This is a genomic window from Sphingobacterium paramultivorum (genome assembly GCF_014109745.1).
Lineage (GTDB): Bacteria > Bacteroidota > Bacteroidia > Sphingobacteriales > Sphingobacteriaceae > Sphingobacterium > Sphingobacterium paramultivorum.
In genome coordinates, this window is sequence record NZ_CP058555.1 from 4,577,918 (window position 1) to 4,601,710 (window position 23,793).

The window sequence follows — 23,793 nt, forward strand, 5'->3', positions numbered from 1 at the left end:
TTATTAATACTGAACTTATAAAACATTAACCTAATGCAAAACAACAGGAAGGCCAAACCTTCGGTCCCATGGGATAACCATGTCCAAATTTCAGCAAACTCAGACGCCATCACCTGGCCTCAGGCTATTGTGGAGAGCAGTAATGACAACAAATTACCCACCGTATTTAACCGAAAAAACAAACTGCGTTTTCACCTTGTTTCGGCGCTTTTGACGATCAGTCTGATGCAGCTCCATGGCACAACAAATGCGCAGCGCATCTCTATCAATTCAAATCAGTTGTCCATCAAGCAAGTTTTCCAGCAACTTGAAAAACAGTCTGGCTATAGTTTTTTCTATAAAGACGTCATTCTCGAAAAAATTAAGGATACGGGTGTTAGACTCGAAAATAGCTCCCTTCAACAAGCTTTAGATGCCATTCTTAAACCAAATGGTTTGGATTATGAGGTTGTTAATATGACTGTAATTATTAAACCTATCTCAAAACCAATCCAGACCAACAAACTACTAAGTAAAAGCTTACAAAGCTATGTCACCGGAAGGATCCTAGATGAAAACGGCAAACCTATTCAGGGCGCATCTATTCGACTAAGAAACGATGAAAAGAAAGGTGTTAAAAGTCTAGTTGATGGAAGCTTTAACCTTCCCATAACCTCACTAAATGAAATTCTTATTATCTCTTCCGTAGGTTATGAAAAGAAAGAAGTTAAAGCTAGTTTGAATAAGGATGAAATGATCATTCAGTTAAAGCCACAAAATACCGCTCTGGATGAAGTTTCTATAGTTTCGACTGGTATCTTTAAAAAAGAAGACAAAAGTTTCACCGGAGCGTCTCGAACTATTTCTGCTAAGGAATTAAAACAATACGGTTCCCGCAACTTAGTAACATCACTTCGAAATATAGACCCATCGTTTAATATCATTGAAAGCAATTTATTTGGTTCCGATCCGAATAGGCTTCCAGAGATCCAAATGCGAGGGAATGCAAGTATCCCAAATGTTAATCAGATTCAAAGTGAAACGAAGACGCAATTAAATACCCCTTTAATAGTAATAGATGGATTTCAAACGACATTGCAAGCGTTGATTGATATCAATGAAAACGATGTTGAGGCTATTACGCTATTAAAAGATGCCGCAGCGACAGCTTTATACGGTTCCAGAGGTGCCAATGGAGTTATAGTTGTAACAACTAGAATGCCTCGTCCAGGAAAGCTGAGATTAACTTTTGGATCAGAATTAAAAATTGAGATGGCAGATTTAAGCGGCTACCATCTCCTCAATGCAAGGGATAAACTGGAACTGGAGCGGCAAGCTGGTTATTATGACAAAGCAAATGCTTATCAAGATATACCTTCAAAGAGATATTACAATTTTCTTCTCAACGAAATCAATAGTGGCGTAGAAACGGATTGGATGGCAATTCCCTTAAGAACCTCACATGCATTGAGAAATAACCTACGTCTTGAAGGAGGTGACCAGCAATTTCGGTATTCCGCAACCTTACAGAACAATAATACTGCGGGTGTGATGAAAGGTTCTTCACGAAATACAATAAATGGATCGATCACCTTATCATACACCTACAACAACCTATTATTTCGAAATTATCTGAATGTTAATAATGTCAAGAGTCAGGAATCTCCATACGGTACTTTTTCAGACTATGTTAAACTCAATCCATACTGGCGTCCTTACGATGTTAGTGGGAATGTCAATAAAGTATTGGGCGATCCGGGAAATGATGACAACATATACGTAAGGGGTACCTTACCAACTAATCCCCTTTATGATGCGACATTAAAAACATTTGAAAAAGGTGAACAAACGCTAATCACAAACCAGACGGCTGTTGAGTGGAAAATCATAAAGGATCTCCTACTTACAGGTAAATTTAGTTTTACGAAAACAAATAGCCAAAATGATGCATTTAGACCCGCAGAACATACAAACTTTGCAAATTATACCGGTGATGATGTCTTTAGAAAAGGGGATTATGCTCTTGGAATTTCAAATGGAATGAGATATGAGGGTGGATTGAACCTATCTTACAGGACCAAAATCAAAGATAAACATCAGATCTTCGCAGGGGCTGAGGCAAATATTTTACAAAGTAAATCTTCCGACTATTCATTTTTAGCAGAGGGGTTTCCAAATTCTAATCTGGATTTCCCATCAATGGCTTTACAATATCAAAAGGGAGGAAAACCAAGTGGTAGAGAATACTTCTATCGAACGTTGGGATTTGTTGGAAATGCAAATTACAATTATGCCAATCGCTATTTTATTGATGGTACATTTCGCTATGACGGATCATCCCAATTTGGATCAAACAAGAAATTCGCACCTTTTTGGTCTGCAGGTTTAGGCTGGAATATAGATGAAGAAAAATTTTTCAATAAAGAAGGAAAAATCAACAGACTGAAGCTGAGAGGGTCTGTAGGAACCTCAGGTTCTACAAACTTCGACACCTATCAGGCGCTCACGACTTACGCTTACTACACCGGTGATCGCTATTATAACTGGATAGGGTCCTATTTATTGGGAATGGGTAATCCCGACCTCAAATGGCAACAAGTTATGAAATATAATATTGGAACAGATGTCGATCTATTCAATCGCTACCTTCTTCTACAAGCAAATTATTATATCGAAAACACCAATGATTTAGTCTCGGCTATTAATACCCCGGCATCTAATGGTTTTGAATCCTACACATCAAACGTTGGGAAACTTCGCAATAAAGGATTCGAATTCTACGCAACAGTTTTTCTTATGAAAAAGCCAGAAGGAGTTACCTGGTCTGTTTCAGGAACGGTTTTACATAATAAAAATAAAATCATTAAAACCTCCGAAGCCTTGAAAGATGCGCAGAAAACTTTACAGGGAAACCAGTACGATGCTGCACAGATGTATATAGAAGGATATTCTAGCAACGCGATTTGGGTTGTAAAATCTCTTGGGATAGATCCAAGCACAGGTAAGGAGCTATATTTATCATCGGATGGTACACCAACCTACACATGGAATGCAAATGATGTGACAGCTGTCGGAAATACAGATCCTAAAATATGGGGTAGCTTAAATACCATGGTACGCTATAAAGGATTGACATTCACTGCAGCCTTGAGTTATAAGTTCGGCGGACAAACGTATAATAAAACGCTGGCCGACCGAGTAGAAACAGGAAATTATTCCAATAATGTTGATCAACGCGTATATACTGGCCGCTGGCAACAGCCCGGAGATATTGTTCCATTTAAAGGACTATTAAATACTACGCCGACTTATAAAACATCCCGATTTGTACAAGACGAGAATACCTTTTATGCCCGGAATTTCAATGTTCAATATGATTTCCGTTATGCAAAATGGGTTAAAAAAATCGGTTTCGAAAATGTTAACGTAGGACTAAATATATCAGACCCATTTATCATATCAACTATTCGTCAAGAACGAGGAACCAGTTATCCATTTTCTCGTCAATTTACATTGAGTTTAAATGCAACTTTTTAAACATGAAAAAATCTATCTATATAATCTTGCTTGCTACTGCGTTTTATACAGTTTCATGCAACAAATTCTTGGATATCGTACCAAAAACCCAAGTTCCGCAGGATCAACAATTTGATACTGAACAAGGATTTAAAGATGCTTTGACTGGCGTCTATATTAATCTAAAAAATGAAAGTACATATGGCAAAGAATTAAGTTTTGCTACCATTGAAAATTTAGTATCAAGTTGGGATGTCACAAACAACACCGTCGAACAACAATTGGGCCTTTACAATTTCTCGGATAGCAAAGTAATCGACAAATTTAACCTAATCTTTAGCCAACAATATAAAACAATAGCTCATATCAATGCTATACTGCAACAAATCGATTTAAAAAAATCGGTCTTAAAAACAGCAGGTATATACGAAATCATAAAAGGGGAATGCCTCGGTTTAAGAGCCTTTATCCATTTAGATTTAATGCGCTTGTATGGTCCTATGCCTCAAAACCATGCGATTGGCAACGAATTAGCCTATGTGACAGAATTTGGAAGAAATATCAATGCACATATTTCCTATGAATCCTACAAAGCACAACTATTGAACGACATCAAACAAGCAGAAGAACTTATTAAATCAGTAGATCCCATGCTTAACTATTCAATGGCAGATATACGCAACCCCAATGGGTATGGTAGTGCTTTTAAACCAGATGATGACTTTATCGCCTACCGGAATATGCGCATGAACTACTATGCAATAAAGGCATTGGAAGCTAGGGCGAACTTATGGTATGGAGATAACGACAAAGCATATTTGGCTGCAAAAGAGATCATCGAAGCACGTAACGAAAAAAATGCCCCTAAATTTCAATTAGCTGGTGGCGTTGAATATACAGCATCAAATTTTATGCTGACAACCGAACAAATTTTTGGCCTTTATGCTTATGATATGGCCAAAACTTATACAAATTATTTCGGAAACGGCCTCTACCGCAAAGGGACATCGGCCACAACAATTACAAATCAATTATACGGTAATACCGGCACCGATTTCAGGGAAGCTACCTTATGGAATTTAATTACCATGACTAACGGCTCAAAATATAACGTCATCAAAAAGTATCTCACAAATGAAAATAACGTTACTGTAAGCACGGATTATAAACAAATTCCACTACTTAGGACAAGTGAAATGTATCTAATTTTAGCTGAAACAGCACCATTTAATGAAGGTTTAGATTATTTTAAACAATTCAGACTCTCTCGGAATATTGGATCCACTGCTATACCACAAGATAAATCAGGCCTGCTATCAGAAATAATTAAAGAATATCGGAAAGAATTTTATGCTGAAGGTCAGGCATTTTACACTTACAAAAGGTTAAACGTTCCCAAAATCCAAGTGCTATTCGCTCCATCAGCAGCTTTAATTAATTACTTATTACCTATGCCAACGGTTGAATCATCTAATTAAGAAATACAATGAACAACTATAAATCTATACTATTTATGCTCTCAGTATGCACCATAATATTTATCTCCTGTGCAAAAGATGAGTACTATATTTTTAACGATGAAGCTCGTATTCAGTTTGGGCCTCCTATCGTACCGCGAGGAACGACTGTTTCGGAATATCAGGATACATTAAAAGGTGCGACTTTCTATTACGATGCTGAAAAAATCACTAGGGATACCATATACTTCGACATTTATACAATTGGTAAATTGTCCAAAACAGACCGCAGCTATAAAATTGAGCAAATAAATCTACCAAATGTCGATAATGCTATCCCCGGAAAACATTATGTAGCATTTGACGACCCGAGTCTCACAAATGCATATAGCATCAATGCCGATTCAGTACATGCAAAGGTTCCAATTGTTATCTTACGCGATCCAGAATTAAAAGCCAAAACGATAAATCTCGGATTTCAATTAGTAGAAAACAACAATTTCAAGCTCGGAGAAAACAGCAAACTCTGGCGTAAGCTCCAAATAACAGATCGTCTAAATAAACCCAATAATTGGACAACTACGATCTCTCAATACTATTTTGGAGCATATAGTGTCCGAAAACATCAATTTATGATTGAGACTACACAAGAAAGATGGGACGATAATTTTTTTTCAGAAGTATATAGCGCTATAGATCTAATCAACTATTATAAATCTTTCCTTGGCACTGCATTGATCGATTACAATAATGCACACCCGGGCAATCCATTAAAAGATGAAAATGGAGAATTAATCACCTTTCCAAACTAAAACGAATATGAAAAAGTTTCTCTATTATTTACTAATTGGACTTACACTAATTGTCTCCTCTTGTGCTAAAGATAAAAGCAACTACACATACAATACAGAAGAGTACATTGAAATTGAAGGTATCGAAGACAAGTATACAGCAGTTGCATTTCAAGATACCATCAAGATTGAACCACAGATCAGCTCAAACAAAGATGGTGATTTAGAATATAGCTGGGGCATATATGAAACAAATGTGCAAGGTCGATCGGCTCCAGTAGACACAATTAGTCATACGAAAAATCTAAAATATGCAGTCCATGAAGACGCAAAAGACTGGGTGCTGGTGTTCCTTGCAAAGAATAAAAGAACAGGATACACCCAATATAAAACTACAACACTAACGGTCGCTACTGCTTTTACTAGAGGTTGGTACATACTGAAAGATGACGGTGCAAATTCAGATCTAGATCTTTTTTTAACCCCCCAAAGTATCATGGTCAATGGAAAAATCGAAAACGCGCTTAGCACAGCGAATGGTTCTAAACTTCAGGGCAAAGCAAGTAATTTCAGTTTTACATCTGCATACAAAAGTAATATCTTGAACCCTACAACATATGCAAATACGAGAACCTTATTTATCACCACAGAAAAAGATGTACAAGCTGTAGGCATTAATAATTTAAAAACAATCAGAGACAAATCAACACTATTTATAGGTGGAGACCAAAACATCGCTCCCCCAGTGAGTGCATTTGTTGGAAATTCTGCCATATATCTTATTAATAGAGGTGAATTATACAATATCTACTCCAATAGCGTAAATAAAGGGCAATTTGGGAGCAAAGTAAGATATGACGACAATAATAGCCCATATAGCCTATCCCCTTATTTTGCAAGCCAATATAGTGTAGATCCTATTTTATTTGATAACAACAGTAGTTCATTTGTTACGCTTGTAAATGGATCGGGATCTACATTGACGACTTTCTCAAGTGTTGATGGAAATACATTACCTACGGTCAAAAACAATAAAACAGCTTTATATTTAGGATTCAAATCCACCACATACCTACCAGCACCGGATTACTATTCTAAAAGACAGGGATACGCTATTTTGAAAGATAAAACGGATCCTTCCTTAAAATCCTTGTGTTTTCTAGAAGGCGACAGAACAAAATTGACTATTAAAAGTGAAACTTTAAGCTCGAGCTCTCTATTACAGAATGCCTCACTATATACCTTGTTGACTGAAGATGAAAATCTATTATATTTTGTCACCAATAACAATGTTTACAGCAGAAATCTTAGCAATGGTTTTGAACAATTACAATATGCCGTACCAAGTGGAGAACAAGTCACTTTTATCAAACATCTAAAATATGCCGTCACAACCGAGCCGGAATACAATTTCAATTTCTTTATCATAGGAAGTAAATCTGGATCAAACTATAAAATAAGAATGTTTAAGAAAAACTCTGGAAATTTAGAATCTGTTCCCACTCAAGTTTTAGAAGGAACTGGTTCCGCCAGATCAATTTTATATATCTCGCCAAGGGTATCTGAAAGTAGTTATCCGAGTACCTATTAATTCATTATGGAAATCTAAAGCCATCTCTAAGGTTCTAAGAAACACCGATGGTTAAAAGTATTTAAAACCAATTTTATGTGGTATATACAAACAAAAAAATCAATTTTATCTGGGTTATGTGCCTTAGCTTGGTTCAGTAGCTATGCACAATCTACAGAAATATTTACCCAAAAACTGCTTCAAACTTTCCAGCAGAAAGACACCGCTTTCATAGCTGGAAAATTGGCACCCAACTTCTCAATAGCAGGACATACTGATGCTGGAGCCCAGTTTCGCTTAAACCAGATTGTCAAAAATTACCCGGTTTCAAAAATTGAGGTTACATCAGAAAAAAAAACAGCAAAGGGAACTACCTTGCAATTGAACATCACATCTGGGGCCGATAAACAGCGTAATACAGAAGCGTTTCTCGATAAATCGGGCAAGTTAGTGCGCCATTCCCTATTTGACCAACTCTACGGTATGCAACGTAAGGAAAAAGCACAATTACGTGCTATTATCCCCTTCGAAAACAAGAACGGCTCCATTTATCTCCAGGTCAAAATCAACGGATACGAAAAACCATTACGACTATTGTTTGATACTGGAGCGGACGGCATGGCTGTAAATCAACAATTAGCCGATGCTATTGGCCTAAAGGTCACAAGAGAGAATAATGCTTCTGTGGTTGGTGGCAATACCAAAATTCAAGTGTCGGACAATAACAGCATTCTATTAGACACCTTAAAATTAAACGGACAGGGTATTGCGATATTCCCAGAAATAGGTAAAGAAGGTGATGGTATCATTGGTAATACATTAATTCGTCAATTTATTACCCACATCGATTACGACAAAAACTTAATTTCGCTGTATGATTTTGGAGATTTTCAATATAAAGACAAAGGAACTACCGTTCCGATTACAATGCCCGCGGGAGTAATGATTCTTCCCGGTCAACTTGAAATCATACAAGGTAAAACGTATACAGGACATTTTGTATTCGATACCGGAGCATCCTATGACCTCATCTGTTTCCGCCCTTTTGTACGCCAAAATAAGTTACTTGTCAGTGGATTTAAGCCCGAAGCTCAGGCAGCAACCGTAAGCATGGGCGTCTCTTCGCCGACCTTCTCCGGTAACAGTTATCAATTTGCTATTTCACCACTACCCGCCGTAAAAGGTTTACCCATTACATTAATGGGAGGTAGTTCTGCAAACGAGCAATGGAAGCCAGGATTTGACGGATCCATAGGCGTCCGCCTCCTCAGCAGATACAATATCACAATCAATCTAGCAGATAATGAGGTCCATTTTTCACCGAATAAGCTACATACCGCCCCGCAAGACTTTCTGGTAAAAAACTATCAATTTGGATGGGACAATGTTGGTCGACTGAAAGCTTTAGGAATAATAGGTGCCCTTGAAAACCTCGATGGCTTAAAAGCAGGGACCATAATTCAAAGGATCGACAATTACACCGAAGATCAACTTAAGAAAAAACCGATGCTGATTGAAGAAATAAGACTAAAAGCAAAGGAACAGCCCATTGTCATTACTGTTGCGGACAATAAAACAATTACAATTTAACAACTGAGAGGCCCTAAATATACAATCGCCCAAAACACAGATTAGATGAAAAAAAATATCTTTTATATGGTCGCAACCTGTTGTGGTCTGCTCTTGTCATGCCTGTTGCATGCGCAGGAAAAAATAGTTCAAGGAACTTATGCCGAATGTCAAGCGCTGGCAAAAAAAGAGAACAAACTTATCCTTATTGACCTTTACTTTGTCGGATGTATGCCCTGTGCGGAAATGGATAAGCAAGTATTCCCAGACCCTGCTGTGGTCAGTGAACTCAAAGCCAATTATATTCTCTACAAAACCGACGTGATGAAGGAGATGGACGGCAAAAGGCTGGCCCGAAAATACGGTGCCCCCGGTTTCCCAACTTATGTTATTGTAAATCCAGATGGAAAAACGCTATTGACCGAATCAGGGTTCTTTGGGGTAGACCGATTTGTCCCCTTGTTAAAAGAAGCCGTTCAACGCAGCAAATCCGAATTATTTCTAGCCTTTAATAATAGTCTGGACAATAACTATCCAGCGGCCTATAGTGAGCGGTTTATCAAGACCGGTGAGAAGCACGATTTTGCAGAATTAGAAGGCTACCTGGATCAACAAAAAGACCTTTTCGGCGAAGCAGCATTTTTAGCCAATAGCGTTACCTCACTCCCGAAATACAACGATTGGGTTTACACACACCTACCTCAACTCATCAAGATGTACGGTAGTAATCTACTTCGGAATAAAATTTCAGCAATGGCATCAAAGAAAAGCAAACAATATGGTTCTACGCAACAGCTGGACAGCTTAGAAAGCATGCTCACGTATATTCGTCCAACTTTTAATGACAAACTTTGGGATATCTTTTTACCCGCATTTATCTCCAATTATTACACAAGCTCCAAAGATGCCAATACCTATATGAAATTGATCACGCAATTCAATCTTTACACGACTTGGGATCTTAGAAGCAATGCATTGGGACAAGTCATCATAGACCAAGCAAAGGAGCCTAAAATACTAAATAAAATATTAGCCGAATACCAGCAACAGCAAAGTATGCAGCAACTAGATGCCATCGATAACTACCGCTTGACCTTACTTTATTACTATCTAAAAGACTTTAAAAACGCGACAAAATCTGTGCAAACACTCTTAAACGCTGATCTGTCTAGCTCCAGTCATTCCACATTAAAAAAAGAATTACTTGCCTTGAAAGATGCCATAGACAAAAAGAATCCAGATTTATTTCAAGCGAAAGATATCAAGAAAATTATTCCATTTACACTTAGTTAAACCAATTCAATCATGATCAGAAAAACCATTTTATTATTGACGACATTCGTTTCATCGGTTGTTGTGCTAGCACAACAACCGAGCAATGTTACCGGAACAACAGATCCTATTAAAGTAAAACGTGTAGGCCTATTCAAAGTACTCAATGGACGACTAAAAGAAATTGCAACAGCTATTCCGGATGCTGCTGGCCGATTTGGATTCCGTTTCACACCAGAGTATGAAGGCTTATATTCGATTGGTAGCGGAACCGCACAAAATCAACAGGGATTGTTCCGCTTCTATTTCAAAGGCAGTGAGGAACTTAATTTAAAATTGACACCGAGTGAATATGAACTTATTGGCAACAATAGTCCCGAAAATGAGGCGCTTTATCATTGGGACAAACTTTCAAAAAGTTTCCATGATAAAGGAACAACACCGGGTGGTATGAGTACCTATGTAGATTTCTTTCCTGAGGTGGAACAATTCAAAGGAAAACTCGATGGTATCAAAAAAGCAGTTAAAACCGGAAACACAAACTTCGATAAATTTTTCCCTGAAATAGTAGATTACGATTTTGCGTATTATGCGATCTCCTATTTATACATGCCCCGTACGGCACACCCGAGCAAAGAGGAAATGAGCGATTATTATACGCAATTTAATGCTGATCGCTTTCTCACAACTGAGCTTCTTAAATTTCCTTACGGAGATCGCTTCATGAGTAATATGGTGTACAGGAAGTTAGACTTGGCAACGAAACCGACATTTGATCAACAGGTTGCTGCGATAGGTCCCGATGTGCTTAAAGGACAATATGTGCTACAACGTCTCGAAGGAGCACGCTCTTACAGCGACTTTCACGAAATGAATAATAGCTATAGAAAATACTTTACTTTACCTGAACAGATTGAACGTGCAAAGATTGTTGAAGCTAAGCTTGTCGAGACAAAAACTGGTGTACCTGCATTTCAGTTTAGCTATCCGAATATTAGTGGTCAAAAAGTTAGCCTTGCGGACTTAAAAGGCAAAGTTGTTTTAATCGATATGTGGGCAACCTGGTGTGGTCCCTGTCGTGCAGAAGAACCACATTGGGAAAAATTGAACGAGGAATTCAAAAACAAATCAGTTGCTTTTGTTGGGGTTTCCGTTGATCAAGATAAACCCAAATGGGAGGCTTATGTAAAGGAAAAAAACTTAAAAGGGATCCAATTACACGCAGGATCTGGAAATACCCTATCAGACGCCTATAAAGTCAACTCGATTCCACGCTATATCCTCATCGACAAATCTGGCAACCTGATCTCAGCCGATAGTCCGAGACCAAGCGACCCTAAATTGAAGGCACTACTCGAAGAATGGAGTAAAAAATAGGAAAATCCAGCCATACATTTACCTAAAGAAAGGCCATCCAAGGATGGCCTTTCTTAAAACAAAGCATCTTTCAAGTAGCAATAATCCTCATCTTTGAGACAGCATTGGAAAAAATAAAGGCATCTCCTTCTCCTCGAGTTGACGTCCAAATTCAGCAATTTCATAGGATTCAATATACTTTATCCCGGCACTATCCTTTCCATACCACTTGAGCAGCGCTGGTCGATTAATGTCGGTAATATTACTGAATGGATAAGCATTGTCATAGATTATTTTCTTCTGTTTCTCAGGGTCTGCCCTAACTTCATCCAAAATCCCCATACTATGGGGAATAACATCCGCAAGCTGAGATCGATGAGCCCCTAAAGCGGCTAGTTTGACAGGCCAAACAGCATCAATGGCAACAGCAAAATCAGGTATATATGAAAATTTGATGGTGTGGTAGTCACGAACATATACAAAGACAGGCTTTTTCTTCATCTGTAGGTTTGGTGCTGCATCACGAACAATATAACCGGCGCTCATATTATCTATATGCCCTCCTTCCGCAGGGTAATATGTAAATACAACATCGGCCTGCCAGTCTTGAATACTCTTAATAACCTTCTCCTGTGCCTCTTTTGTATTTTTCAGATATTTATCATGATAATTCAGTACTTCATAAGCATCTAATGCCAATATTCGTTTAGACTCCATAACCTCCTGATAGCGCATCTTAGTTAATTCAACTGGATTCATCGCATAATGACCCGCATCTCCGTTTGTTAGCGACATAAATTTTACTTGATGCCCCATTTTTGTATACAAAGCAGCAATACCGCCCGTATATTTCTCGCCTTCATCAGGATGCGCAAAGATGATCATTATCTTTAGGCTCTTTTGAGCCACACTTAGTTTAGTCTGTAATAAGAACAATGCAGCGAATAAAAAAAGTCTAATCATGGTTAAAATTTCTGGTAAGTCAAAGTGTATGATGAATTTAACTAAATTCATCATAACAAACAAATGATTGACTTCCTATACAGGCACAAAAAAAGATCCTAGCCCACTGTAGAACTAGGATCGTATAGATAAAGAAGTACCGCCAACAGATACCATTTATCAATGAATCGTTAGCTTATTATCCCAACTGAGGGTCAGTTTTCGAATGATTACCCGTTTCCACACGCCCCGCAAACTGGCGTACAAATTTGGTTCCCTCCACGTGCAAAGTAACATCATACCAGCCATGGGTTTTATGAGATTCCACAATCCACTTCGTAGATTTCCCTGCTGCAAGTACAACAGATTTCTTCCAGGTGCTGTAAGCATTATCTTCTACATGTACATGAAATGATTTTTTCCCTTTGTTATGGACCTCCAGTACAAGATTACCCGTCAAAAGACCTTTCTTTCCGATTTCATAGATCGCTCCAACCGATAAGGGTTCCTCCTGTCCTTTAAATCCGCGCATAAAACCATTAGGTCCGTACACAGTCAAATCGTAATGGTGATCTTTAAAGTCCGCCAAGTTCCAGTCAAAGCTTAGTTCCTGCCCAGCGACAACTGCAAATGGCCAAAATTTCATACCGTCCTTATAACTCGGTCCACTATAGACATTAAATGGGCTATTTAGCGATTTACTGCCAAATACCTTATTACCAACTTCTAGTGTCAAATGAATCTGATTGTGTTCCTTAGCAAAAGAGTCTTTGACATAAAGCTCGTACGCCAACGCGCTGGAGTTTTTCTGACCTTTCTCCTGTCTTGCCAGTAAAGTGGAACGACCTTTAGACCGCAATCCTGCGGCATCCTCTTTCGACCAAACATGAAAATTATTAGGTAGTGGTTTCGATTTTGCCTGATCAATGGCATAAATCTGCTGATTCCGATCAAGGAAAGGCAAATCAACAGCATTCGCTCCCTCAGCTTTCCGAAATATCGATGTCAAATCACCTGTAATTGCCCGGCGCCAAGAGCTGATATTCTCCTCTTTCACATGCTTGCCCAACTTTTTCTCAAAGAAATGCTCCATAAACTGAATCGTCGATGTGATATCGCAAATCTCCGAATTGACCCAACCGCCTTTTGACCAAGGTGACGCCACAATCAAAGGTACGCGGTAACCGAGCCCCACTGGGCCTTCCGTTGCATTATCTTTTTCTTCACCGTCGGCAAGCTCCTGTGCTAAACTCACATATTCACCACTATAATCTAATTCCGGCGAAGTCTTTCCTGAATGGCTATCTGCAGGATTAGGCGCTACAAAAGGAGGAATATGGTCAAAATAACCATCATTCTCATCATAGTTCAGAATAAAAATAGTCTTCTTCCAGATTTCGGGATTCTCTGTCAGAATATTCAAAAGCTCCGATACATACCAAGCTCCATACATAGGGGCGCTCGGATGATCTGAGAAGCTTTGTGGTGCTACAAGCCAAGACACTGCGGGTAACTTTCCAGATTTCACATCATGTCTAAATTGGTGTAAAACATCTCCCTTAGGAACAGTAATCTTTTCACCTTCATGTGTCACCACGCTTGTCTCACGATAGAAAGAATCACCCTCGTTCGTTTGAAAAGCGCGGTCATGCAAGGCACGCTGTTCTTTAGGAAGCTGCTGAAAAGCATGATCCGTAAGACGTGCCAAATGTTTTTGATAGCTATTCAGCTGCTCTTGCTTCTGCTTGAGTTTATTCTGTGTTTTCTGGACACTCTCAGAGCTATTATTCGCTAATGCTTTTTCAAGTTCTTGAATCTCCGCTGGTAATTCTGCAACACGTTTATGCATAAAATCAAGATGGCTTTTCTTGAATTCAATATGATATTGCGCAAACCATTCCAAATTATTGTCCGTGAAATTACCCAACAGATCCTCACCGTCTAAGCCACTTTCTATGCTGACTTCATTTTGGTAGACTTTCCAGGAGATCCCTGCTTCTTCCAAGCGCTCAGGAAAAGTCTTCCAATGTGCCCAACGGTTAAAATAGATATCTGAATTCCGCACCAATGGCTTCGCCCCTTTATGTGGCACACAGGTTCCCGTCCAAAAGAAATGCCTATTGGTTGTTGTACCTGTAATAGACGAACAGAAGTGCTGGTCACAGATTGTAAAGGCATCAGCCAATGCATAATAAAAAGGAATATCTTCACGTGTATAATAACCCATCGTCAAAGGAATCTCTTTCAGCACCTTTCCCCCCGGACGCTTCGCTTCGATCCAGTTATCGTGTTTTCCCTGATTACGGGCTGCCATCTGGTTTTCCCAGGAATGTGGTAAATTTCCGGTCCAGGCAGCATTTGAGTTTTTGATATCCAGTCGAAACGGTGAATAGGTCTTACCTGCAGCCGACGACTGCAACCATACGGGGTTACCATTAGGTAATTTAATCGCTCGTGGATCATTGAATCCCCGAACCCCACGAAGTGTTCCAAAACTATGATCAAAAGAACGATTCTCTTGCATCAATAATACAATATGTTCGGCATCTAAAAAGGTACTTCCTGTTATAGGTTCAATCGCCAATGCTCGCTGTATGGCATCTGGCATAGCACTCTGTAAGCCAAAAACACCAGCTAACAATGAAGCCTTCTTGATAAAATCTCTTCTGCTATCCATAAATAAATTTGTTGTCTCTCTACTAAATTCAATGGTCTACAGCGAATATATTCATTCGCTACCTTTTTTTATGTAACGTTTTTAACAAACAATCCCCGCAAACGATTGATCTCATCTGCGGGGATTGTTTTTCCAAATGGTCTATTTCAAAAGCCACATCAATTGGTTGATCTCATCATTGCCTTTATATTGGCGCTGCATTGCCTCGTCCAAATTTGCAGAATTATAATTGTACTCTAATGATGGGTAACGCCACCGCATCGGTATTTTATCCGGTGCGACTGAATTCAAACTTGATGTTGGATTGATTTTCCATTTAGGATAGCCCGTTCTTCTGTAATCATAATATGGGGTCATACGACCCTGCAAGTAACTGGCTAAATATTTTTGTGTCATAATAGCCTCCAGTTGTGCTTCGAGTACAACCGGAAATTGATTTCCATAAGTTGCTACTGCTGTATTGATGTAGTTGGCATCCAATGGCATATTATGGGTATATTGAGCCGTATTCGGCGTATTATCCGCTATAAATTTCATTGCGGCTTCAATTCCTTTCTTATACCAATTAACGGAAGATTCGGCAACCCAGCCCCTTGCGGCAGCTTCAGCTATCACAAAACATAGATGTGCATAACTGTATTGTTGTGTTGGTTCACCACTAACTAGTTCCGTATAACGGTCATTCAATTTAGAATAATCATTTTTCTTCTTTAACTCAGCAATTTCACTAAAGGAAAGAGAAGGATCTGTCCCTATGTACGCGCTAAAATCATTAGACTGTTTACCGTTTGTGATCTGTAATGCGGAAGGATTCGCATAATAAAACAATCTTCTATCTTGATATTGTTTCAATCGGTCAATAACCTCTGTCGAAACAATAGGATAAATAACAAAGCTATTACTAATCTTATAAAAAGGATAAGTTTGGCTGGCTTTGTCCTCATGAACGACTTGAAAATTATCTGCATTACTACCAAAGATCGGTTTACTGGTCAAGATTGATTTAAAACGATCTTTTATCTTCAGATCGGCATCACTTTCTTTTTTGCTTAATTGAATAAGAACATTTAATGCAAAGCTGTTTACCAATTTGCGCCATTTCGTGACGTCTCCAGCGAACAATGGATCACCATCAAATTTTTCACCTTCCGAAAAGAGTTTATCTGCAAGCTCCAATTCATTCAAAATACCCAGAAAAACATCTTTTTGAGTATCATATTTAGGAAAATAAACTTTATCCGTTTCCCCTTTTAATGCATCTTTATAGGGAATATCTCCAACACTCATTGTCCCCTCGTAAAACTTCATGGCACGCGCAAAATACATCAGACCATTATACGAGTTCTTGAGTTTTTCGCTTGTTGCAAACTCTCCCATAAAATGAGCATCGTTGATCGAGGTCATCGAGATATCCCATTCGCCGAGGCTATTGTATTGATATCCCTCTGTTAATTCTGTCCAAGCAATCTCTTTGGTAAGCATATAAGGCTGCATAAAACCTTTAGTTGAGGATTGGCGTGCCAAATTTAATATTATACGAGTAGCCAACATGGAAGGTTTAACAACCGATGGTGTCTCAGGATTGGTATTGATCTCATCAAATTTGGAACAACTTGTCGACATCACCAAAGTACCTAGGGTGATATACGTCAATAATCTTTTCATGTTCATATTTGTCATGTAATTTTTAAAAAGTTAGGTTAATATTGAAACCAATGTAACGCATCGATGGTGAACTTAAATCTTCAGAACCAACATCTGGATCTGAGAAACGAAACTCTTTGGTCCACAACAATAAATTTTGCCCCGTCACACCGACACTGGCGCGTTTCGCTTTAAACTTCGAAGCGATCTTATCGGGCATTCGGTAACTAAGCGACAATTCACGAAGTTTAATGAATGTTTCGTCCCAATAATTCCATCGGCCTGAATAGGCTCGTTTGTAATACCCCTCATATGAAACCACTTTATCATTTGGAGCAAATACACGCGTATCCTCTGTAATCTGACCGTATTTATCATAGGTCACACTACCGGAAACAATTTTAACACCCGGAGCGATAAAGGTTTTATTGCCATTAACCACCTCCTCATAACGGTATGGTGTATCTGAATCAGGATGAGAACCTGTCTGCCATAAACGACCATTCATTGTTGAGTAGGACATCCCTTTAATTCGACCATCTAGGCTAAAACCAAATGAGAAGTCTCTATAACGAAACTGATTTGAAAAACCCCAAAACCATTTTGGCGCAGTATATCCTATTAATTGATTGGCATACTGAGCTGAAATTGGCATCCCAGAACTATTTAGTATCATCTGTCCATCCGGAGAACGCTCCCAGTCCTTATATTCGATATAATCGGCCCGCAATCCTTCCTTAACATATAATGCATCTTTTGAATATTGAGGATCTAACTTGTGGAAATAGCGCATGTTCTGAGAAAGGTTCATCGTAATATCCCATTGGAAATTTTCACGCTTAATCGGTGTACCTCCCAATGTGATTTCATGCCCTTTAGTCATCTCCTCTTCCTTTGTATTTATCAAGCGCTCCTCAAATCCTGTAGTTTTTGAAATCTTAGCTTTGACAATCTGATTGTGTAATAAACGATAGTAGCGGGTATAATTACCATACAACCGATTGTTCAATACCGCGAAGTCAAACCCGAACTCCGTCAAATCGCGTTGCGTAGGTGAAATCGAATAGTCTTTGATAATATTCGGATAGGAGGCTGTTGGCAAGCCATTCCAAACATTGCTTGTAACCGTAAAAGTTGAATTTATCTCATATGGATTCAGTACAGATTTTGTAATAGCCCAAGATCCCCGTACTTTGAACATGTCCAACCAGAGAGGCTTTGATGGAAGTAGGTCCGTAACAACAACACTTCCTGAAACTGAAGGATAAAAATAAGAGCGATGATCCTTCGTTAACGTTGATACCCAATCATTACGTCCAGTAGCTTCCAAAAAGATCGCATTTCGCCAAGACAAAGAAAGACGTCCATAAAGGCCATTCCGCATTTCTTTAACACGCGACTCAACCGCTTTTGCCGGATCGATTGAATTCCGTAATGAATAAAATCCTGGAATTGACAAACCGTTAACCGTATTCGCGATCAAATTATTATCCTTGCTATAGAAAATAGACCCCCCTAATAATCCATCAACTCCCCAGTCGCCAAAATTTTTCTTGGCAGTAAAGATCGCATCATTCGTCGTCGCAAAGCCATCATAATCGGCTTTCATATACTTCCCTTTACTATCAAATCCACCAAAATCTTCAAATCCGCCCCGTGTTCCATATATTCCGATCGGATTTTGCTGAGTCCTTGACTTGCCATAATAATCATAACCAGATCGCACCATGAATTTCGCCCAATCGTTAACCTTATAATTCAAGGTAACAGCAGCATTCACCTTATTGACTAATTCGGGAGTAGTTTTTTCGTGCGCGATCAAGTATGGATTGTCATACCATCCTTTATACATCCAATTTTGAGACTGGTCTTTCACCAGCCAATAGTCTTTGTAATCTTTCAAATTATATTCAGGGCCGGTCCACACTAAGATATTATAGATGTATCCTTGATCATTATAGCCAGAACCAAAATTATTAGAGGAAGAACTTCGGTTATACCCAAGCCTAGTTTCCAAGTCAAATTTCTCGCTGATCTTGGTTGTTCCTGTCACCGAAATATTTGTCAGGTTCAACTTTTGATTGGGATACTGTCCTTTATTATAAATATGGTTAATGGATGTTCTTATGCTTCCATGGTCCCCTTGATTAGTAAAGCTGACTGTATTGTTGGTGATGAAGCCTGGTTCCAAAAAGTTTTTAAAATTGTCCTTACCCCTTGACGTAAGCTCACTTACTTCATACTGTTTGCTAATTGGATTCCATTGTTCGGCAGTTCGGCCAATATCCAACTTATCCCCCCAGACATAATCATCATTGTTAAATTTTCCGGACTCGCCCGAAGAATAGCTATGCTGTACCTCAGGCAACGCAAGATAGCCTGAAAAGAACATATTATTGGTATTCACCGTAATCTCTGTTCCTTTCTCTGCTAGACCTTTTTTGGTCGTGATCATGATTGCTCCTCCTTGTCCCTTACTTCCATAAAGGGCGGTAGCAGTAGCTCCTTTCAAGACCGTCATATCCTGGATATTGTCGACAGGGACATCCCTTAGGTCCATATTTTCGTAAGCCACGCCATCAATGACCAAAATAGGTGTCAGTCCACGTACTTCGATTTGTGGTGTTTTGTTAAATTCTGTACTATTCATAACACGTACACCAGAAATACGTCCGGTCAAAGTCGTTCCGACATCTACTCCTTTCACACGAGTCAAATCTTCTCCCTTCACACTTTGAGTTGAATACCCCAAAGCCCTTTGCTCTCTTTTTATTCCCAACGCTGTAACAACAACCTCTTCCAATGCTTCGGAAGATTTGACTAGTTTAATAGTGCCTGCTTGTGTCGACAAAATTTCAACACTTTCATACCCTATATAGGAAATTTGGAGGATCGCATCGTCAGCAGTATCTGGCAGTTTGAAGACACCGCTTCCGTCGGTAGTTACAGCAATGGCAGTCCCTTTAATCCGTACGGTCACACCAGCGATAGGCTGCCCCGTTTCTTGGTCGACAACCTTTCCTCGGATCTCTTTGGCGGCGTTAGAAACTGGCTTGTCGTTTTTCACCTTAGTATCGTTGCCAGTTTTTCTCGATATCACATAAAGCTTCTCATCAATTTTTTTGACCTCAAGATTTCCGTCTGAAATTGTCTGGATAAATTGAACAATTTGCTCCTTTTTCAATTTATCAAGGTCAGCGGCTTCATTGATCTTTTGGTTCGAGATCGAAGCGTCATAACCAAATTTGACGTTGAATTTCTGTTCCATTCGCGTGAGGATTTTCCCGATTCCTTCACTGGTTGAAAATTGTGAGGCCATGGTCTGAAGTGCGAGCGACTGAAAGAGCAGCGCACTTCCCATAAGTTTTAAATAGTAATTGGTTCTTTTCATAAATTACTTTTTATGGATAATTGTTTGATTAAATGCAGTATTAAGCATCTTGAGAGATTTTTCCAAATCGCTAGCCGGTAGATAACCGGTATAACTTTCAGTCCGGAAAGAATCGATTAATTCGAGATTACTGTCAGGATAAAGATTATTTAGATCGGCTACGATCTGCGTGAGTGGAACTTGATTAAATGACAAAAGATCACTTTTCCAATTTGAGGCTATAGTTGTATCGGCCTTGGATACATCAAATTGCTTGTGTTGCTTATCATAGGCGACTTTCTCTCCGGGACTAACAACAGAATATTGTCCAGCACGTGAGACCCGTACTTTGCCATGATTCAACACCAGGCTGCTATGTCCTTCAGAACAATTTAAATTAAATGCTGTACCCAATACACGTACATCAAAGTCGCCAGAACTGGCAATTACAAAAGGTTGCTCCGGATTCCTCGCTACCTCAAAAAATGCTTCCCCAGAAAGCTTTATCCGACGTAAACTGTCGGTATCGAAATCTGACAACAATTCAATCTCTGCCCCTTGTCGAAGAGAAACATGTGTACCATCTGGTAATACAAGGCGCTTAACAAATTTTGTCGGATTGGAATAATAAACAACTTCAGAAGCTGTAGTCCCATGTTGTTCCTTAAATTTAAATTGGAATAGGCAGGCGAGACTGATCAACAGTAAACAGGCGGCTGCGGAAATGACAGACCAACGCCTTTTCCAAATAGGTATTACTGGCTGAGTCAACGAGGTCCCTGTAATCGTAAAGAAGATATCCTCGGAAGTTGTTTTATTTAGTTCACAATCGCGATCGTCCAGCGCAACGACTTCCTCCACACCTGGAAGTTCATCCCTGTCACAAGATGTCAGTAAATCAAGAAATATGGTGTTTTCCTCGGGACTAAGTTCTCCCTTAAGGAATTTTTTATATAAAGCAGCTATTTTGGAATTCATCATCTATGCCCATCTTTAAATACATATACGTACCTAGATGACCGAAAGACGATGCGGCTCTAAAAAATATTTAAAAAAATCAATAGGGCTATTGAAATCTCAAAATGATCAATAATATATTGCCGAACGAACTTATTGCCTTTAACCAATTGATCTCGAACGGTATTAACGGAAATCCCAAGCCTATCTGCAATTTCCTGATTATCCAAAAACTCTTCTTTACTCAAAAGAAAAATTTCGAGTCGCGCTTTTGGGAGTTTTGAAATGGCCTCACGATAAACTCGCTCCAAATCTTTAAACCGAATAGCTTCCTCATTCGAATTGTCTACCAATTTGGTCTGATCGATATCTGAAGCTTGAAATTGGAATCTGACCTTTTGTTTCCGCAATTCGTCAAACACAAGATTTCGGGCAATCGTATAGAGGTAAGACTGCGGATTTTTATTTCCGTCTAATTCCGCCCATTTTTTCCAAATTCGGGAGAATGTTTCCTGGACCAAATCCGCAGCAGCTGGTTCTTCTTTCAGATGTAAATAAGCATATTTATACACTTTGTCCTTATACAACAAAAAGAAGGTTTTAAAATCCAGGGCATTATTATTTTCAATAGGCATTCTTCATCACATATAATTGATCCTACAAGTTTAGTGAGAATTTTTTAAAATATGCCCATGAAATGCATAGGATGTGCGGCATGTAAGCTCAAGCAAAATAAGTGGTAACAATTTAATTATAATGAATTTACATTAAATTAACACTAGTATCATGGGATATTCGATCAACAAAATAGTGGCCAGGAGACCACACAATCTTCTACAGCAAAGAATAGCCTGACTTAAATACATAAAAAAATTCCATGACATGTATGCCATGGAATTTTTATTTATTTCTATTGATTACAATACTGCTTACTATTTTAACAACGGAAATGGCCCCAAGAAGTAAGTTCCTCGCTTATAAAAACGGAGAAAGAAATCGAGTACCGCATCATTCACTGGAAAGAAGAACTGTTTATCCACCTCCGCCTTAAATAGATTAACATAGTACTTCGGCAACTCGCTTGGGAAAAAATCTTCAACCAAAAGATTCAAAAAATACCGTGCATAAGGTACCTCACTTTGATCATCTTTCTCTACAAAGTTGTTATTCTTTAATGGAAAGAATTCCGCTATACCGCCAAAAACTTCTAAACCCGTTTTTGGATTAAAGAACACCGTAACTTGGGCATCTTCCGTAAGATCCAAATTTGATTCTGGAAGTGGAGATTCTTCTTTGCTCGGATATTTTTGTTGATATTTCTTAAAGAAATCTGTTGCAAATTCCTTCACTTCTTTTCCTTCCATAAACGCAACAGCCGCCTTATGCTCTGACTGGAACAATTTACCCATATCTTTCAGCTGCTTTTCCGTTTTCTTCAAGCTCTTATCCTTACCATTCAAGGCCTCAATGCGATAAGTCATCTCATACTGCTCCGGTAAATCAAAATTTACCTCATCGGTATTCACAACGGTCATGATTCCAGAGAGATTCCAAGCATCTTTCCATGGCACAATTTCCATATAGAAAGATAAGGTTTCCGTAGGTTCAACAAATTGCTGTATAGAGTCCTTAAAGATTTTAAACGCAGACTTTGTACCGATATGTTTTACATGCACATAAAGCTCGTCCGTTTTTACATATTCAAAAAAGCTATTAATGCGATTACCTAAAGTTTTGACAATACCATATAGCGCATGTTCTTTGCCAACCACCTCAGCTACAAATTCAGATGCCTTCAATGCAAACAGATGCAGTCTATAATTATTGAAATGGTTATCTCGAACGCGATAGATCATCTGCTGTAACTGATTCTGATCGTGTTGATATCGCCCTATCTCCGCAACTTGCATCAAATGATTGAGATTGGTGTTATATTCACCCGCTGTCAGGTAATTTGTGGCGACAAGCTTTTCAATAAAATTACGGACTTCAAAATAGTTCGCTCCTTCGTCCAAAACATATTCTAGTTTTAACTTTTCATTTTCAGGAGCAACTTCATAATGTTCTTCCAAGATCGAATAGGCCAAATCTGTAACCAATTGGATCAAACGACCACGGGGATCAATAAATAAATGTGGATTACGTTCACTGAAAAACAACCAGGTCAATACAGCAATATCTTCACTATTAATATCCTCAGCATAATAATCCATTAGGTCATTATCACTATAAAAAGGCAAAAGTTGATTGTATAGTTCTGTATGGATCGTTCTAAAAGCAGCAAAAATTCCTGTTTTCGCAATAACGTCTTCTAAGTAACACGTTAGATAGATACTCAATGTCTTTAAAGCATCGGTATGGATGAGATCATTTGTCTCTTGCTCCTCAAACCATAGGGTAGATAAACTATCATTGATTTCATTTGCAACGCGTAAGTAATAACTATCTATTTCGTTTGTTTTTTGATAAGTATGGTGTGCTATCCAGTCTTGAATAAAAATTCTGTTTCCTCTCATATGAAAAATGCTAAAACCAAAAGTAGCCAAATTTTCGAAATATCCATACGGGCAAAACACAAACGCGGACGAAAATAATCTACATGAGCTAAAGCAACCACAAACAGCAAATAACAACCAAGAATCCCTCGTAAAATTTTAAAATACGTCCTTACTGCAAAGCAGACTAACTGGACT

General features: G+C 38.7%; 14 protein-coding genes. 7 read left to right on the forward strand and 7 right to left on the reverse strand.

Annotated elements, in window-relative coordinates; translation table 11 throughout:
* The first annotated feature begins 33 nt into the window (after positions 1-33).
* The 7 genes from HS960_RS19205 (at position 34) to HS960_RS19235 (ending at position 11,531) form a co-directional block, all read left to right on the forward strand.
* Positions 34-3,516: a SusC/RagA family TonB-linked outer membrane protein gene (locus HS960_RS19205; RefSeq protein WP_182330391.1), complete on the forward strand. Its 3,483-nt coding sequence runs from the start codon at positions 34-36 to the stop codon at positions 3,514-3,516.
* A 2-nt stretch (positions 3,517-3,518) separates the two neighbouring features.
* Entirely contained in the window at positions 3,519-4,973 is a 1,455-nt protein-coding gene (locus HS960_RS19210; RefSeq protein WP_153844811.1) for a RagB/SusD family nutrient uptake outer membrane protein, read from the forward strand.
* 8 nt (positions 4,974-4,981) lie between these two features.
* Positions 4,982-5,764, forward strand: coding sequence for a DUF4843 domain-containing protein (locus HS960_RS19215; RefSeq protein WP_153844810.1), 783 nt, complete (start codon positions 4,982-4,984; stop codon positions 5,762-5,764).
* Positions 5,765-5,771: 7 nt separating this feature from the next.
* Positions 5,772-7,334, forward strand: coding sequence for a PKD-like family lipoprotein (locus HS960_RS19220; protein WP_153844809.1), 1,563 nt, complete (start codon positions 5,772-5,774; stop codon positions 7,332-7,334).
* A 75-nt stretch (positions 7,335-7,409) separates the two neighbouring features.
* Positions 7,410-8,903, forward strand: coding sequence for a retropepsin-like aspartic protease (locus HS960_RS19225; RefSeq protein WP_182330393.1), 1,494 nt, complete (start codon positions 7,410-7,412; stop codon positions 8,901-8,903).
* Positions 8,904-8,948: 45 nt separating this feature from the next.
* The gene (locus HS960_RS19230; protein ID WP_182330395.1) at positions 8,949-10,175 is read left to right on the forward strand and encodes a thioredoxin family protein; all 1,227 of its coding nucleotides are present in this window, start codon (positions 8,949-8,951) and stop codon (positions 10,173-10,175) included.
* 12 nt (positions 10,176-10,187) lie between these two features.
* Positions 10,188-11,531, forward strand: a complete 1,344-nt coding sequence (locus tag HS960_RS19235; protein ID WP_182330397.1) for a TlpA family protein disulfide reductase — start codon at positions 10,188-10,190, stop codon at positions 11,529-11,531.
* An 87-nt stretch (positions 11,532-11,618) separates the two neighbouring features.
* Here HS960_RS19235 and HS960_RS19240 read toward each other — a convergent pair whose 3' ends face one another.
* The 7 genes from HS960_RS19240 to HS960_RS19270 form a co-directional block, all read right to left on the reverse strand.
* Complete coding sequence (locus tag HS960_RS19240; protein ID WP_182330399.1) at positions 11,619-12,473, reverse strand: PIG-L deacetylase family protein; 855 nt, start codon at positions 12,471-12,473, stop codon at positions 11,619-11,621.
* Between the two features lie 178 nt (positions 12,474-12,651).
* The gene (locus HS960_RS19245) at positions 12,652-15,129 is read right to left on the reverse strand and encodes a phosphocholine-specific phospholipase C (RefSeq protein WP_182330401.1); all 2,478 of its coding nucleotides are present in this window, start codon (positions 15,127-15,129) and stop codon (positions 12,652-12,654) included.
* A 141-nt stretch (positions 15,130-15,270) separates the two neighbouring features.
* Complete coding sequence (locus HS960_RS19250) at positions 15,271-16,794, reverse strand: SusD/RagB family nutrient-binding outer membrane lipoprotein (protein ID WP_227550089.1); 1,524 nt, start codon at positions 16,792-16,794, stop codon at positions 15,271-15,273.
* A gap of 22 nt (positions 16,795-16,816) precedes the next feature.
* Positions 16,817-20,164 carry a SusC/RagA family TonB-linked outer membrane protein gene (locus HS960_RS19255; RefSeq protein WP_182330403.1) on the reverse strand — a complete coding sequence of 1,116 codons (3,348 nt, stop codon included), beginning with the start codon at positions 20,162-20,164 and terminating at the stop codon, positions 16,817-16,819.
* 3 nt (positions 20,165-20,167) lie between these two features.
* On the reverse strand, positions 20,168-21,124 hold the full coding sequence (locus HS960_RS19260) for a FecR family protein (protein WP_153844801.1): 957 nt from the start codon (positions 21,122-21,124) through the stop codon (positions 20,168-20,170).
* Positions 21,125-21,180: 56 nt separating this feature from the next.
* Positions 21,181-21,735, reverse strand: a complete 555-nt coding sequence (locus tag HS960_RS19265) for an RNA polymerase sigma factor (RefSeq protein ID WP_153844800.1) — start codon at positions 21,733-21,735, stop codon at positions 21,181-21,183.
* Between the two features lie 297 nt (positions 21,736-22,032).
* The gene (locus HS960_RS19270; RefSeq protein WP_182330404.1) at positions 22,033-23,616 is read right to left on the reverse strand and encodes a DUF3843 family protein; all 1,584 of its coding nucleotides are present in this window, start codon (positions 23,614-23,616) and stop codon (positions 22,033-22,035) included.
* Positions 23,617-23,793 lie beyond the last annotated feature (177 nt).

Excerpts from the sequence above, each read along its gene's own strand:
- HS960_RS19220 (WP_153844809.1), top strand. The coding sequence starts at position 5,772 with ATGAAAAAGTTTCTCTATTATTTACTAATTGGACTTACACTAATTGTC.
- HS960_RS19225 (WP_182330393.1), top strand. The coding sequence starts at position 7,410 with ATGTGGTATATACAAACAAAAAAATCAATTTTATCTGGGTTATGTGCC.
- HS960_RS19260 (WP_153844801.1), bottom strand. The coding sequence starts at position 21,124 with ATGATGAATTCCAAAATAGCTGCTTTATATAAAAAATTCCTTAAGGGA.
- HS960_RS19250 (WP_227550089.1), bottom strand. The coding sequence starts at position 16,794 with ATGAAAAGATTATTGACGTATATCACCCTAGGTACTTTGGTGATGTCG.
- HS960_RS19255 (WP_182330403.1), bottom strand. The coding sequence starts at position 20,164 with ATGAAAAGAACCAATTACTATTTAAAACTTATGGGAAGTGCGCTGCTC.
- HS960_RS19240 (WP_182330399.1), bottom strand. The coding sequence starts at position 12,473 with ATGATTAGACTTTTTTTATTCGCTGCATTGTTCTTATTACAGACTAAA.
- HS960_RS19235 (WP_182330397.1), top strand. The coding sequence starts at position 10,188 with ATGATCAGAAAAACCATTTTATTATTGACGACATTCGTTTCATCGGTT.
- HS960_RS19205 (WP_182330391.1), top strand. The coding sequence starts at position 34 with ATGCAAAACAACAGGAAGGCCAAACCTTCGGTCCCATGGGATAACCAT.
- HS960_RS19265 (WP_153844800.1), bottom strand. The coding sequence starts at position 21,735 with ATGCCTATTGAAAATAATAATGCCCTGGATTTTAAAACCTTCTTTTTG.
- HS960_RS19230 (WP_182330395.1), top strand. The coding sequence starts at position 8,949 with ATGAAAAAAAATATCTTTTATATGGTCGCAACCTGTTGTGGTCTGCTC.
- HS960_RS19210 (WP_153844811.1), top strand. The coding sequence starts at position 3,519 with ATGAAAAAATCTATCTATATAATCTTGCTTGCTACTGCGTTTTATACA.
- HS960_RS19215 (WP_153844810.1), top strand. The coding sequence starts at position 4,982 with ATGAACAACTATAAATCTATACTATTTATGCTCTCAGTATGCACCATA.
- HS960_RS19270 (WP_182330404.1), bottom strand. The coding sequence starts at position 23,616 with ATGAGAGGAAACAGAATTTTTATTCAAGACTGGATAGCACACCATACT.
- HS960_RS19245 (WP_182330401.1), bottom strand. The coding sequence starts at position 15,129 with ATGGATAGCAGAAGAGATTTTATCAAGAAGGCTTCATTGTTAGCTGGT.